Origin of the sequence: Micromonospora sp. NPDC049047 (assembly GCF_040649135.1) — a bacterium.
In the GTDB taxonomy this organism is placed as follows: Bacteria; Actinomycetota; Actinomycetes; order Mycobacteriales; family Micromonosporaceae; genus Micromonospora.
Genome location: NZ_JBEZEY010000005.1, coordinates 161,682 through 175,723 on the forward strand (window position 1 = coordinate 161,682; position 14,042 = coordinate 175,723).

General features: G+C 72.2%; 12 protein-coding genes. 5 read left to right on the plus strand and 7 right to left on the minus strand.

Features of this window, described 5'->3' with window-relative positions; genetic code table 11:
• Positions 1-61 precede the first annotated feature (61 nt).
• Together AB0B86_RS10635 and AB0B86_RS10640 are read left to right on the plus strand one after the other, a co-directional pair.
• Positions 62-1,357 (plus strand): GAF domain-containing protein, encoded by a 1,296-nt coding sequence (locus AB0B86_RS10635; protein WP_357402093.1) that lies wholly within the window; start codon positions 62-64, stop codon positions 1,355-1,357.
• 124 nt (positions 1,358-1,481) lie between these two features.
• The gene (locus AB0B86_RS10640) at positions 1,482-1,916 is read left to right on the plus strand and encodes a glutaredoxin domain-containing protein (protein ID WP_357402091.1); all 435 of its coding nucleotides are present in this window, start codon (positions 1,482-1,484) and stop codon (positions 1,914-1,916) included.
• Between the two features lie 175 nt (positions 1,917-2,091).
• Here AB0B86_RS10640 and AB0B86_RS10645 read toward each other — a convergent pair whose 3' ends face one another.
• From AB0B86_RS10645 to AB0B86_RS10675, 7 genes are all read right to left on the minus strand, one after another.
• The gene (locus AB0B86_RS10645; RefSeq protein ID WP_357417393.1) at positions 2,092-4,113 is read right to left on the minus strand and encodes a hypothetical protein; all 2,022 of its coding nucleotides are present in this window, start codon (positions 4,111-4,113) and stop codon (positions 2,092-2,094) included.
• 72 nt (positions 4,114-4,185) lie between these two features.
• Positions 4,186-5,376: an LLM class flavin-dependent oxidoreductase gene (locus AB0B86_RS10650; RefSeq protein ID WP_357402087.1), complete on the minus strand. Its 1,191-nt coding sequence runs from the start codon at positions 5,374-5,376 to the stop codon at positions 4,186-4,188.
• Positions 5,373-6,437 (minus strand): aldo/keto reductase, encoded by a 1,065-nt coding sequence (locus AB0B86_RS10655; protein WP_357417395.1) that lies wholly within the window; start codon positions 6,435-6,437, stop codon positions 5,373-5,375. The genes AB0B86_RS10650 and AB0B86_RS10655 overlap by 4 nt, the downstream gene beginning before the upstream one ends.
• A 20-nt stretch (positions 6,438-6,457) precedes the next feature.
• Positions 6,458-7,789 (minus strand): LLM class flavin-dependent oxidoreductase, encoded by a 1,332-nt coding sequence (locus AB0B86_RS10660; RefSeq protein ID WP_357417398.1) that lies wholly within the window; start codon positions 7,787-7,789, stop codon positions 6,458-6,460.
• A 2-nt stretch (positions 7,790-7,791) separates the two neighbouring features.
• Positions 7,792-8,529 (minus strand): ABC transporter ATP-binding protein, encoded by a 738-nt coding sequence (locus AB0B86_RS10665; RefSeq protein ID WP_357417401.1) that lies wholly within the window; start codon positions 8,527-8,529, stop codon positions 7,792-7,794.
• On the minus strand, positions 8,505-9,338 hold the full coding sequence (locus AB0B86_RS10670) for an ABC transporter permease (RefSeq protein WP_357402079.1): 834 nt from the start codon (positions 9,336-9,338) through the stop codon (positions 8,505-8,507). The genes AB0B86_RS10665 and AB0B86_RS10670 overlap by 25 nt, the downstream gene beginning before the upstream one ends.
• A complete protein-coding gene (locus AB0B86_RS10675; protein WP_357417404.1) occupies positions 9,335-10,399 on the minus strand; it encodes an ABC transporter substrate-binding protein in 1,065 nt (354 codons plus the stop codon). Before AB0B86_RS10675 ends, AB0B86_RS10670 begins: the two co-directional genes overlap by 4 nt.
• Positions 10,400-10,876: 477 nt before the next feature.
• Between AB0B86_RS10675 and AB0B86_RS10680 the strand changes: the two genes are divergently transcribed.
• The 3 genes from AB0B86_RS10680 to AB0B86_RS10690 all read left to right on the plus strand — a co-directional run bounded on the left by AB0B86_RS10680 (position 10,877) and on the right by AB0B86_RS10690 (position 14,033).
• Positions 10,877-12,229, plus strand: a complete 1,353-nt coding sequence (locus AB0B86_RS10680) for a glycoside hydrolase family 6 protein (RefSeq protein ID WP_357417406.1) — start codon at positions 10,877-10,879, stop codon at positions 12,227-12,229.
• A 49-nt stretch (positions 12,230-12,278) separates the two neighbouring features.
• Complete coding sequence (locus tag AB0B86_RS10685; RefSeq protein ID WP_357417408.1) at positions 12,279-12,776, plus strand: hypothetical protein; 498 nt, start codon at positions 12,279-12,281, stop codon at positions 12,774-12,776.
• A 75-nt stretch (positions 12,777-12,851) separates the two neighbouring features.
• Positions 12,852-14,033, plus strand: a complete 1,182-nt coding sequence (locus AB0B86_RS10690; RefSeq protein WP_357417410.1) for an aminotransferase class I/II-fold pyridoxal phosphate-dependent enzyme — start codon at positions 12,852-12,854, stop codon at positions 14,031-14,033.
• The last annotated feature ends 9 nt before the right edge of the window (positions 14,034-14,042 follow it).

Sequence of the window (14,042 nt, forward strand, 5' to 3'; positions counted from 1 at the left end):
CCGTCACCGAGCGACGCAGCATCGAGGCAATGCCGCAACCGGACGAGAGGCGGACCACGACGTGACGGCGGTACCCGACCAACTGCCCACGGCCGCGGTCCCGGTGGACGCCGGACAGGGCGGGGCGGACGAGGATCTGCGGGCGTTGTTCGGGCAGTCCACCGCCGTCTTCGCCTCGCTGGCGGGACCGGAGCATGTGGTGGAGACGGCGAACCCGGCCTTCTTCGCCACCATCGGCGAAGAACGGGCCCGAACCGGTGTCGCACTCGCGGACCTGATGCCCGAGCTGGCCGGTCAAGGCTTCGTCACGCTGCTGGACCAGGTCTACCGCACGGGTCAGCCGTACACCGGCAGCGACGTCCTGGTCATGCTGGGCACCGGAGCGCAGGCGCGGGAGGCCTTCTTCGACTTCACCTACGAGCCGCGCCGGAACGCCGCCGGTCAGGTCTGCGGGATCCGGGTGCTCGGGGTGGAGACCACCCAGGTCAAGCAGGCCCAGCGGCTGATGGCCGAGCACCGCGCCCTGGTGGAGCAGATCGCCCGTCAGGCACCCCTGACCGAGGTGCTCGACGGGATGGCCCGCTGTATCGAGAACCTCGCACCGCAGCAGGTGCTGGTCTCCGTCCTCCTCGCCGATCCCGACGGTCGGCACCTGCGGCACGGCGCCGCACCTAGCCTCCCCGACTTCTACAACGAGGCCATCGACGGGATCGCCACCGGGGAAGGCGTCGGGTCCTGTGGCACGGCCGCCCACCGCCGGCAGCCGGTGATCGTCACCGACATCAGCACCGACCCGTTCTGGGACGACTTCCGGCACCTGGCCGAGCGGGCCGGCCTGTCGGCCTGCTGGTCCACGCCGATCCTGGCCCGCGACGGCGGCCTCCTCGGCACCTTCGCCATGTATCACCGCACCCCGCGCGCCCCGCAGGACTCCGACCTCGCCCTTGCCCGGGTCTTCGCCGGCACCGCCGCCCTGGCCATCGAGTGTCACCACAGCGAGCAGGCACGCCGGGCCGCCGAGGATCGTGCCAGGTCAGCCCATGACGAGCTGGCCAGGGTGGTACGCGTGGAACGGGAACTGCGCGCCGAGGCCGAGAAGCGTGCGACAGTCGCCGCGGAACTCGCCGCCCGGATGCGCGCCGCGGCGGCCGCTCAGGCTGCCATGCCACACCCGGAGCACTGCGAACTCGGCGGCGCCCTGGGTTGCACCGACGCAGCCGAGATCAAGATCGCCGATTCGTGGGGCGACGCGGCGTGGGGCTGCTCTGCGCACGTCGAGGAGGCCATCCTCAACGTACGGTCGGTCTTCATCGCCAGCGAAGAGCTTGGCGGTCTGGCCGCGTACCTCAGGCGTTAGCCGGGTCGAGCCGTTCGGTGGCGCCGCCGGGACCACCGCTCCCGGCGCGACCACCCGTGCCCGGCGGCGGCGAGCCGCACAGGTGGCGCGGTCGGCGACCCGGCTGCGGGGTAGTGTCCGCGTCGTGCTGCGGCGGTGGATTCTGGCGATCGTGATGGTGGCGTGCGGCGGGCTGGCCCTGGTGGCGCAGCTGGCCGCCGGTCTGCCCGCCGTCGGCGGCGTCGAGTTGGTGGTCTTCCTGGCACTGGCATTCGTGCTGTCGCCGTGGGCGTTCCCCCGCCCGGTGGACGCCGCCGAGGCGCAGCGGGCCAGCGCGGCGGATGGGCGACCGGTCGTGTACTGGCGTCCCGGTTGTCGTTACTGCCTGCAGCTGCGGTTCTCGCTCGGCCGGCTCGCCCGGCGGGCGCACTGGGTGGACATCTGGCGCGACCCGGCGGGTGCCGCCGCGGTCCGGGCGGTGGCCGGTGGCAACGAGACGGTGCCTACCGTCGTGCTCGGCGGCCAGGCGGTGGTGAACCCCGACCGGGCCTGGCTGCGCGAGCAGCTCCGGTCGGGCTGAGCGCGCCGCGGGCCGACGGCCAGCCCGGCTCGCTGATCACCTGGCAGGACCCCGGGTACCTCGCCCAGCGCTACGGGCTGACCGAGGAACAGCTCGCGCCACTGCACGCCCCAGCCAAGATCGCCGCCACGGTCGACGGGTCCTGAGCCCGGCCCGGGGGCGACCGGTCACCGGGTCACGGGCAGGGCTCGCCCGCGCAGACGTCGATGACCCTGCCGGTGAGCAGGAACGCCGCCTTCTGTCGCTGTGCGGCGGCCTGGGCGCGCGGGAACTCGTGCGGATCGTCGCCGTACTGCGGCCCGACCGGGGCGAGATTGGTCGGCGGTGGTGCGTGTGCCGCACCGCTGTTCCAGATCACGATGGCCGAGCCCGGGTAGGGATAGCCGCGGATCGGCCTGATGCCCCAGTACGGCGTCACGTCGAGCGACAAGCCGTCGGCCAGCGCCGGGGTGTGCAGGCGGGCGCCGATGGTGCGGGCCTGCACCTCCGCCGCGGCGGGCGAGACCTGGTGGTCACCGAAGGCCACGTGCATCAGCACGCGGTGCGCCGGGGTGCCCGGCAACGGCCGGTCGGTCAGGTGCTGGGCGTACCCGTTGGCCTCGGCGCGGTCCCACACCATCTGGAGCAGCCCGAGGATGAGCTGCTGGTCTACCTTGTCCGGGTAGTAGCCGTCCATGATCGTTTGGAACGGGGCGAAGTCGACGCTGCGTTGCAGCAGCGTCGAGTAGTTCATCCCGGGTACGCCGAGCACCGACCTGGTCCAGTCCTGGGCGACGGCGGTGAGCGCACCACCGTTGATGCCGCCCTGGCTGTTGCCGTCGTAGTGCAGACCGCCGGCCAGGTCGAGCAACTGTCGCCCGGCGGCGTCCCGGAACGCCGGGTGCGCGGCGAACCCACCCGGGTGGATCATCGAGCGCCCGAGGAAGAGGAAGTTCAGGAAGCTCTGCTGCAACCTGTCGGCCACCGCGGGGAAGGCACTGAGATCGCCGAACGCACCTGCCACATAGGGCACGTCGCCGGCTGCCATGCCGATCCAACTGGTCGCACAGAAGGTGAAGTCGTACGTGTTCGACATCGTCTTGACGTTGCCGGCGTTGATCTCGGTCGGCCGGCCGAGCAGGCCGTGGCCGTAGAGCGACAGGTGAGCGGGCCGCGCGGCGGAGGCGCTGCGCGGGATGTTGCAGACGAAGTCGGCGGCCACCGTCACCCCGGATGGCGTGGGCCGGGCGTCAGGTGTGGGTGGCGCTCCGCCACCGCCGGCCGGTCCGTAGTGCAGCCGGGAGCCGGGCCCGCCGTCGCCGGTCAGATAGGACGGTACGGCGACGGTGCCGACCACCTGCCGGGCGATCAGCGGATCCTGCTCGGCGGGGAAGTCGGTCACCTGGTTCACGGAGAACGTCGGAGCGGCCCGGCCCAGGGTGGCGAAGGCGTCGTCCCGGATCGCCAGCATCCGCCCGGTCAGGCCGTGCCGGCTGGCGACTGTGAAGTCCCAGGCGAGGTAGAGGCTCTGCCGTTGGACGCCGGCCCGGGCCAGGTCGGCCACCGCGCGCCTCAGCTGCGGCCCGCGGGCGTCCCGCTTGCCGATCCCGGCGACGTACGCCGTGAACGCCGCCGGGGCCGGCAGCAGCGACCCGTTGCCGTCGCGCATCCGGCGCAGCCCGACGACATACCGGGTGCTCTCGGTCAACGCCACAGCCGGTCGGATGATCAGTAGTTGCCGCTCGGGCTGGTCCTCGGCGTGCGCGTCCAACTCGGCCCAGTACGGCGTGCGCTGCCCGGTGCGCGCGTTGAGCAGCACGATCGGCGCGTCCGGCGCCAGCGATCGGCCGATGTCGGTGACCGGGGCGATCCCGGTCGCGGCGGCGTCGAGTCGGGGTACGTGCACCAGGATCGGCGAGCCGGGGCTGAAGCCGTCCTGCCGGTTCCACTCCGTCGGGTCGATGGGGGTTCCCGCCACGTTCGCGGGCATCGCCGAGGCCGCGAACCGTACCCGCCTGCCGGTGGGGCTGGTCCGGTCCGCCACCGTGAAGTAGTCGTTCGGGAACGGCAGTAGGCAGGCGGCCGGGTCGACGGGATCGCAGGGCCGGGCAGCTGGTCCGCCGGCCGCCGCCGGGGCGGCGGTGGGCGTGCCGAGCGCGAGGGTGCCCACCGTCACCAGCACGGACACGGCGAGTCGGAGCCGACTGGGTGTGCGCACTCGGGGCTCCTCCGCCGTCTGTGGATCGATGGTGTTCTTCCTACGCTCGTGAAGGAATCTCAGCAAGGGTGGTTACGGAACCCGGGGCGCGACTGCCGGATGACGGCCCGGGTGCGCGGCGGCCGTACCGCGCAGCAGCGGCAGCAGCCGCGTACCCTGGCGCTCGATCTCCGGCAGGTAGGGCGTGTCGGAGAGCACGAAGTGCGTGACGCCGAGCTCTCCGTACCGGCGCAGTGACCTCGCCACGTCCTCGGCCGAGCCCACCAACCACGTAGTGCCGGCCCCGCCACCGCCGTGGCGGCCGGGCGCGGTGTAGAGGTTGTCGTCGAGCACGTCCCCGCGTGCGGCGAGGTCGAGCAGCCGTCGCTGCCCGACGGCGGCCCGCCAGCGCGGGTGGCTGTCGACGCCACCGGCGCGCTGCGCCAGGTGGGCGACCTTCGCCTCGGCGTCGGCCCACGCCTGCTCGGTGGTGTCCCGGACCAGTGTGGTGATCCGCAGTCCGAACTCCAACGGGGCGTGCGTGCGCCCAAGCTTCTCGCTGAGCCGCTTCAGCCGATCGATTCGCTCGGCCACGCCGTCGAGCGGTTCGCCCCAGAAGAGCTGGACGTCGGCCTCGGTGGCGGCCACCTCCTCGGCGGCGGCCGAGGCGCCACCGAAGTACAGCGGTGGGTGCCTGCGCTCCCCGCGGACCACCGGTCGGGGGGTCAGGGCGGAGTCGGTGACGCGGTAGTGCTCGCCGCGACAGGTGACGGTGTCCTCGGTCCACAACCTGCGTACGAGCTGGATGAACTCTCTGGTCCGGGCGTACCGGGTGGCCTGGTCGCCGTCGGTGTCGCCGTACGCGGCCAGATCGTCCTTGCCCGACACGATGTTGATGAGCACCCGCCCCTGGGTGAGGTGGTCCAACGTCGCTGCGGCGGCGGCGAGGTTGGCCGGATGCCAGTAGCCGGGCCGGATGGCGATAAGTGGTTGGAATGTCGTGGTGCGGGCGGCCAGGGCGGTGGCGACGGTGAAGGTGTCGGGGCGGCTCCAGCCGGTGCCGATGAGTGCGCCGGACCAGCCGTGCCGCTCGATGGCCTGGGCGTGCCCGGTCAGGGTGTCGAGGCTGTTGTGGTGCGCGACGACGTCGTCGCCGCGATGGCCGGGTTCGACCTGGTTGGGGATGTACCAGAGGAACTTCGGGCTCATCAGTCGTGCCTTCTGGCTGCTCGGCGGGGGAGCCGGTGCCGCCGCGTCGGCGGGCGGTGGTCGGTGGCCGGTCACCGGGCCACCTCGGCGCGGTGCGGCGACGGCGCGCCGCGCCGCCGGTACGCCGGGTCGCTGAGCGACGATGGCTGATAGCCGGCGTCGGCCGGGTTCAGCGTGGTGCCCGGCGCGACGATGGCGTCGATGCGGTCCAGCACGTCGCTGGAGAGGCTCACCTTGGCCGCGCCGAGCTGCGACTCCAGCTGGGTCAACGTGCGCGGGCCGATGATCGCCGAGGTGACGGCCGGATGCTCCAGGACGAACGCGATCGCCAGGTGGATCAGCGACAGGCCGGCCTCGTCGGCGAGGGTGGCCAGCTTGTCGACGGCGGCGAGCTTGGCGGCGTTGGCCGGCCGGGTCGGGTCGAACCGGGCCGGGAGCCGGTCGGCCCGCCGGGAGATCGGGGCGTCGAGCCCGCTGTGGTAGCGCCCGGAGAGCCAACCGCCGGCCAGCGGGCTCCACGGGATCACCGCCAGCCCGTAGCGCTGCGCCACCGGCAGCACCTCGCGTTCGATCTCGCGGGCCAGGATGGAGTACGGCGGCTGCTCGCTCACCACCCGCTCCCGGCCGCGCCGCTGGGCGAGCCACTGGCCCTCCACGATGGCCGACGGCTCGAAGGTGGAGGTGCCGACATAGCGGATCTTGCCCTGGCGGACCAGGTCGGTAAGCGCGCCCAGGGTCTCGTCGAAGTCCGTCTCCGGCTCCGGCCGGTGCACCTGGTACAGGTCGATCCAGTCGGTGCCCAGCCGGCGCAGACTGTGCTCCACGGCGCGGATGATCCAGCGGCGGGAGTTGCCTCGGTGCTGCGGGTTGTCGCCCACCTGGCCGTGAAACTTGGTGGCGAGAAAGATGTCGTCGCGACGGCCACCGGCGAGGGCCTTGCCGACGATCTCCTCCGACTCGCCGTGCGAGTAGACGTCGGCGGTGTCGATGGCATTGATGCCCGCGTCGAGCGCCCGGTGGATGATCCGGATGCCGTCCTCGTGGTCGGGGTTGCCCCGTTGACCGAAGTTCATCGCGCCGAGCGTCAGCGAGCTGATGCGTACGCCGGTGCGGCCGAAGGGCCGTTGGTCGACCATGGTTCGTCCTCTCCAGGTGCTCAGTGGGCAGCGGCGGTGAGCCGCCGGGCGGACCTGTTGGCCGGGCGGGGCAGCCCGTAGTGGTCGCGCAGGGTGGTCCCGGTGTACTCGGTGCGGAACAGGCCCCGGCGCTGCAGGATCGGCACCACGTGGTCGACGAACGCCTCCAGCCCGGACGGCAGCACCGGCGGCATGATGTTGAAGCCGTCGGCGGCGCCGCTGCGGTACCACTCCTCGATGGCGTCGGCGACCTGCTCCGGGGTGCCGGCGAAGGTGCGGTGCCCGCGTCCGCCGCCGAGCCGGCCGATGAGCTGGCGGACGGTCAGGCGTTCCCGCCGGGCCAGGGTGACGATCAGCGTGTACCTGCTCTTGGCGCCCTCGATCTCGTCCTCGCTGGGCAGGTCGGCGGGCAGTTCCCGGTCCAGGTCGAGGTCTTCCGGCGCGACCCGCAGCGTGGTGGCGAGCTGGGCCCTCGCGTACTCGGGTTTGATCAGCCGATCCAGCTCCTCCGCGAGCGCGTGGGCCTGTGCCTCGGTGGCGCCGACCGCCGGCACGATGCCGGGCAGGATCTTGACGGTGTCCGGGTCGCGGCCGAACTGCGCGGCACGCCGCTTGAGGTCGCGGTAGAAGGCCTGCGCCTCGGCGAGCGTCTGCTGTGCGGTGAAGACGGCCTCGGCGTAGCGGGCGGCCAACTCCTTGCCGTCCTCGGACGATCCGGCCTGCACCAGCAGCGGGTAGCCCTGCGGTGAGCGGGGCACGTTGAGCGGGCCGGCCACCCGGAAGTGCCGCCCGACGTGGCGGGGTGGGTAGAGCAGGGCGTCGTCGCCCCATCGGCCGGCGTCCTTGTCCCCGAGAGGCGCGGCGTCGTCCCAGCTGTCCCAGAGCTTCAGCGAGACCTCGAGGAACTCGGCGGCTCGCTCGTACCGGTCCCGGTGGGCGGGCAGCTCGTCCAGGTTGAAGTTGCGGGCCGCGTCCACGCCGGCGGTGGTGACGATGTTCCACCCCGCCCGGCCGCCGCTGATGTGGTCCAGCGACGCGAACCGGCGGGCCAGGTTGAACGGCTCGTTGTACGTCGTCGAGGCGGTCGCGATCAGCCCGATGTGCTGGGTCGCGCCGGCCAGCGCGGTGAGCAGCACCGTCGGTTCGAGTGTGCCGGCCGGCCGCCGGCCGATGCTGTTCCAGAGCACCGGGCTGTCGGCGAGGAAGAGCGAGTCGAGCTTGCCCCGCTCGGCGATCCGCGCCAGCCGGGTGAAGTGCCCGACGTCGGTCTGCGCGAACGGGTCGCTCTCCGGCAGCCGCCAGGCTGCCTCGTGGTGGCCGACGCCCATCAGGAACGCGTTGAGGTGCAGCATGGTCATCCTTCCGTCGGGTCGACGCCGAGTGCGCGGAGCAGGGTTTCGCGGTACGCGAGGAAGCGGGGCTGTCGGTACGAGCGTGGCGCCGGCAGGTCGATGGTGAGGTCGACGGCGATCCGACCGGCGTCGAGCAGCAGCACCCGGTCGGCCAGGGTGATCGCCTCGTCGACGTCGTGGGTGACGAGCAGGACCGTGGGCCGGTGCCGGGCGCACAGTTCACGTAGCAGGCCGTGCATCCGGAGCCGGGTCAGCGCGTCAAGCGCACCGAACGGCTCGTCGGCGAGCAGCAGGTCCGGTTCGGACACCAGCGCCCGGGCCAGCGCCACCCGTTGCTGCTCGCCACCGGACAGCTCGTTCGGCCAGGCCCGTTCCCGCCCCGCCAGGCCGACCTCGGCGAGCGCCGCGTGGCCGCGCGGGGAGGCGTCCGGCCCGCGCAGGCCGAGAACGACGTTGTCCAGCACCCGCTGCCACGGCAGGAGCCGGGCGTCCTGGAAGACGACAGAGGAGTTCTCCGGCACCTCGACCAGGCCCGAGCCGGTGGCGTCGCCGTCCAGGCCGGCGAGCGCACGCAGCAGGGTGCTCTTGCCCGAGCCGCTGCGGCCCAGCAGTGCGACGAACTCGCCAGCGCCGATCTCCAGGTCGAACCCGTCCAGGACGGCCCGACTGCCGAAGCCACGTCGCAACCCCTCGACCCGGACGGTACGGGTGGCGGTCAGTCCGCCATGGTGCGTCGCCACGACAGGGCCCTCCTCTGCACGAGTCGGACGGCACCGTCGGACAGCAGCCCGAGCAGTCCGTACAGCACGAGTCCGACGATGATCACGTCGGTCTGGCCGTACTCGCGGGCCAGGTCCATCATGTAGCCGATGCCGCTCGTCGAGTTGATCTGCTCGACGACCACCAGGGACAACCACGCCCCGACGACCGCGAACCGCATGCCGAGCAGGAAGCCGGGCAGCGCCCCGGGGAGCACGATGCGGCGGATGAAGGCGCTGCGCCGCAGTCGCAGCGACTCGCCGAGCTCGACGTAGCGGCTGTCGATGGTGCGCAGCCCGTTGTGGGTGTGGATGTAGACGGGGACGAACACGCCGAGCGTGATGGTGATGACCTTCATCTGCTCGCCGATGCCGAACCAGAGCACGAGCAGCGGGATCAACGCGAGGGCCGGGATGGCCCGCTTGATCTGGATCGGACCGTCGAGAACCGCCTCACCCCAGCGGCTCAGGCCGGCGAGCACCGCCAGCGCGGTGCCGGCGACGGTGCCGATGGCGAGGCCCAGGCCGGCGCGCTGGGCCGACACGACCAGGTTGTCCTGAAGCCGCCCGTCAGCGATGAGGTCACCCGCCGTCGTCACCACGGTCCAGGGCGCCGACAGGGTCCGGGGGTCGATCCAGCCGGCGATCGAACCGGCCGTCCACACCGCCAGGAGCAGAAGCGGGCCGATCGCCGCCCCGAACGGGATGTCGCGACCCGGCTTCAGCCGACGTCGGCGGCTGGTGGCAACGCTGCCGGCCGGCCGGGGCCGGATCAGTGTCGAGACTGTCACTTGGCACCTCCCACAGTGAGGGCCTGCGCGGCCACGGATTCGTACCGCAGGTCGTAGAGGCTCTCGGCCTTGAGGGGCTTGCGGCCCGTCTCCCTGGCCAGCAGGTCGATGGTTTCCTGGTGCCGGCCGATGGCCTCGGTCCACCGGGCCGGGATGTCGGCGATACCGGCGTTCTCGACCAGCCACCTGCCGTCGTCGTGGGTCAGCCCCTGGTCCTTGACGTAGTACCGCTCGATCCACTCGTCGGGGTTGGCCTCGCGCCACCGCCAGGCCCGCGCCCACGCCTGCACGTACTCGCGGATCGCGGCCGCCTTGGCCGGGTCGGCGAGTACGGACACCGGCGCGTACAGGTGACCGGGGTCGTCCCGCAGTCCGTGCGCGATAGCTGTCGCGCCGTCCCGGCCGTACCTGCTCTCGTAGCGTTTGATCTGCACGCCGCCGATCGGCGCCACCTCGACCTGGCGGCTGGCGAGCGCTGTCACGTAGACGTCGCCGGTGCTGGGCAGCTCGATCAGCTTGACGTCCTTCTTGCCGAGCCCGGCCTGCTGGAGGACCCGCAGCACCAACGCCCCCTGGGCCTGCCCGGGGCTGTACGCGATCTTCCTGCCCCGCAGGTCGGCGAGGGTGGCGACCCGGGCACCGGGTGCGACGCCGAGTCGATAGAGGGCGTGGTTGAGGGGGTCCTGGCGGTACTTCGCGGCGACGATCTTCGTGGGGATGCCGGTCCAGTGCGAGTGGATCGGCGGGATGTCGGCCACCGCCCCGATGTCCAGTGCCTTCGCGCGGAAGGCTTCCAGGGTCTGTGGACCGCCGCTGATGTTCGCCCACTGCACCTCGAAGGTCAGCTTCTCCGCCTCGCCGGAGAACTCGATCGCCTTCTGGTGCTCCTTGTCTCCGATGACGAGCGTGGTGCCCTTCGGTACGGCCTGCGGCAGCGGCGCACCGGCGGCCAGGGCGACGGCGGGCGTCTGGTCGCCGGCGCAGGCGGTCAGGCCCAGCGTGACGACGCCGAGGGTGGCGGACAGGATGGCCCGGCGATCCAGGAGGGGTGGTGATGTCATGTGCGACTCCTTCGTAGCTGGTGGCATGACGGGACCGCGCCCCACGGGGTCGAGCGCGGTGCCGTCGCCGTGACTGCGGATCAGCGGCTCGGCGAGCGAGATCGCGTGCTGGCCGCCGGGCACCCGTCGGGTGGTCCGGCGGTGGGCTCGGCGCGCATCTGTTGATCGGTGCGAGCGGGCGGCTGCCGGTCGTCGTCGAGCCGGCAACGCGCGGGTGGCAGAGGTGGGTGGCGCGGGCTCAGCGGCAGCAGCCGCAGGCGGCGGTCCAACCGCGGCAGCATCCCCGCGACACCGCGATGGCGGTGCCCCGAAGCAGGGTGTGCTGGCTGGTCATGGATACGACGCTAACCCACATATCCTATGTGTCAACTAGGATTTCACGCGCTGGGACGTGCGCGGGCGAAAATGTATCGACATGCGTGTATGTTTGCGTGAGGGGTGCGCCGACGCCGGCCCGGACCCGAGGGAGCCAGTGCCATGACCATGCCACGTCGAGGACGCGTGCCTGCCCCGGTCCGCTCGCTCCTCGCCGCAGTGACCCTCCTCGCGGCGGGGGTGCTCGCCACCCCCGGTCCGGTCCGCGCCGCCGATCCGCCACCGCGGGTGGACAACCCGTACGCCGGAGCCCGGGTCTACGTCGATCCCGAGTGGGCCGCGCACGCCGGTGCCGAGCCCGGCGGCGCAGCGGTCGCCGGCCAGCCGACCGCGGTCTGGCTGGACCGGATCGCCCGGATCGAGGGCACGGCCGGGAGGTTGGGCCTGCGCGAGCACCTGGATTCGGCCCTGGCACAGCGGGCCGACCTCGTCCAGTTGACCCTCTACAACCTGCCCGCCCGTGACTGCGGGCGGCAGGCCCCACAGGGTGAGCTGTCGATCGAGGACATCGGCCGGTACCAGACCGAGTTCATCGACCCGATCGTCGAGATCCTCGCCGCTCCGCGCTACGCCGGGCTGCGGATCGTCGTCTTCGTCGAGCCGAACTCCCTGCCCGACCTCGTCGCCAACACCGGCAACTGGCCCGGCGCCACAGCGGCCTGCGACGAGGTGCTGGCGCGCGGCACCTACCTGGACGCGATCGGGTACGCCCTGGCCCGGCTCGGCACCGTACCCAACGCCTACCCGTACCTGGACATCAGTCACCACGGCGAGGTCGGCTGGCCGGAGGACTCCGCGACGCTGGCGGCGCTGCTACACCGGGCCGCGACCGCCGCCGGCAGCACTGTGGCAAACGTGCACGGCTTCGTCGCCAACACCGCCAACTACTCGGTCCTGCACGAGGAATACTTCCGCGCCGACGATGTCATTAACGGCCAGTCGGTGTACCAGTCGAGGTGGGTCGACTGGAACCCCTTCGTCGACGAGCTGCCCTACGTGCGACACCTGCGTGCGCTGCTGACCGGGGTGGGCTTCGCCCCGGCGGCGGGTGTCGTGGTGGACACTTCGCGCAACGGGTGGGGTGGTCCGGGCCGACCCACCGGGCCGGCGGCCGCCAGCGACGTGAACAGTTACGTCGACGGCAGCCGGATCGACCGGCGGGCCTTCGTCCGGAACTGGTGCAACCAGGACGGTGCCGGCCTCGGCCCGCGGCCCATCGCCGAACCGGAGCCGGGCATCGACGCGTACGCGTGGGTCAAGCCGCCCGGCGAGTCCGACGGCACCGCCGGGAGCCCGAACCCCGATGAGCCGTACGAGCCGTTGTGCGACGCGTACTACGTCCCGCCGCGCGCTTCCCCGTACGACACCGGGGCGCTGCCGGCCGCCCCGCCGGCCGGCGAGTGGTTCCCGGCACACTTCCGTCAGCTGCTGACAAACGCCTGGCCGCCGGTGTGACAGTCGGTCCGGATCGAGGACCAGCATCGGATTCACTAACCTGGCCGACGTGACGGCATTCGACTGGACCACCCTGTCGGCGGCGAGGAACGCGAAACTGGACGCGGTTCCAGAGATGATCAATCACGCGTTGCGGTTTCTGGAGGACCTTCTCGAAGAAACCAACCACGTGTGCACCTTCACGCTCACCGACGGACCGCTGCTGGGCGACGTGACCACCGCCGTGAACGCGCTGCTGCCGAGCGACTGCGGGGTCGCCCGGCTGACGCCGGTCAGCTCCTGGTCCGAGCTGGTCCACGCGGCGCTACCCGGGTTGTTCCTGCCCGGGCGGCCGGCGTACGTGTGGGCCGAGAAGATGCCGGCCCGGCAGTTGGCCGAGGCGGTCACCGGCTGGGTCGTGGCGCTGCTGCGCCGGATCTGGCCCGGCTCCGTCGAATCCTGGGAACTCACCGTCGACACCAGCCACTGGTACGAAGCCGTCTACGTCGACCTCGTCGTTCGGGTGGACGCCCGGGTGTGGCTGCTGCACCTCGGTCTCAGCGACTGACCGCACCCGGCCTCGCGGAACTGGCCGACCAGGTGGCGGTGAGCCCCGCGACGGGGCGCGGCATAGGCTTCGGCGATGAGTGGCGTGTTGAGCGGTACCCGAGACTCGATGAATCCCCTTCGCCAGCTCACCATCGATCAGCTCCGCGAACGGACCAGCCTCAAGTGGCGGGAGTACCCAGACGACGTGCTGCCGCTCTGGGTCGCGGAGATGGACGTGCCGCTTGCCGAGCCGGTCGTGCGGGCGGTCACCGACGCCCTCGCGCGGGGCGACACCGGCTACCCCGCCGGGACGGCGTACCCGCAGGCGCTTGCCGAGTTCGCCCGGCGGCGGTGGGGGTGGGACGGGCTGGCGGTACAGCGCACCGCGCTGGTGCCCGACGTGATGCACGGTGTCGTCGAGGCGTTGCGGCTGGTCACCGGGCCGGGCGACGCGGTGGTCGTCAACTGCCCGGTCTACCCGCCGTTCTACGAGTTCGTGGGGCACGCCGGTCGCCGGATCGTGGAGGCACCGCTCGGCGCCGACCTGCGGCTCGACCTCGGCGCCTTGGAGGAGGCGTTCCACCGGGCGCGGGCCGGTGGCCGGCCGGCGGCGTACCTGCTGTGCAGCCCGCACAACCCGACCGGTGTCCTGCACACAGCGGACGAGTTGGCGGCCGTCGCCAGCTTGGCCGGGCGGCACGGGGTGCGGGTGGTCGCCGACGAGATCCACGCCCCGGTGGTGGTCGGGGGAGAGCGCTTCGTGCCGTACCTCTCGGTGCCCGGCGCGGAGAACGGCCTGTCGCTGATGTCCGCCTCGAAGGGGTGGAACCTGGCCGGCCTGCGCGCCGCGCTGCTCATCGCCGGCCCGGCGGCGGCCGCGGACCTCGCCCGCGTTCCGTTCGAGGCCAGCGTCAGCACCAGCCATATCGGTGTCATCGCCCACACCGCGGCCTTCCGCGACGGTGAAGAGTGGCTCGACGCCCTGGTGGCCGGCCTGGACGACAACCGTCGGCTCCTCGCCGCGCTGCTCGGTGAGCACCTGCCGGCCATCGGTTACCAACCGGGTCAGGCCACCTATCTCGCCTGGCTCGACTGCCGCCCCCTGGGCCTCGGCGACGATCCCGCGGCGGTGTTCCTCGACAGTGGGCGGGTGGCGCTCAACCCGGGTTCGGCGTTCGGCACCGGCGGCGGCGGGCACGTTCGGCTGAATCTGGCCACCGCGCCGGAGGTGATCGCCGAGGCGGTAAGCCGGATGGCGAGCGCGGTGACCGGATAGGCCAGGTCA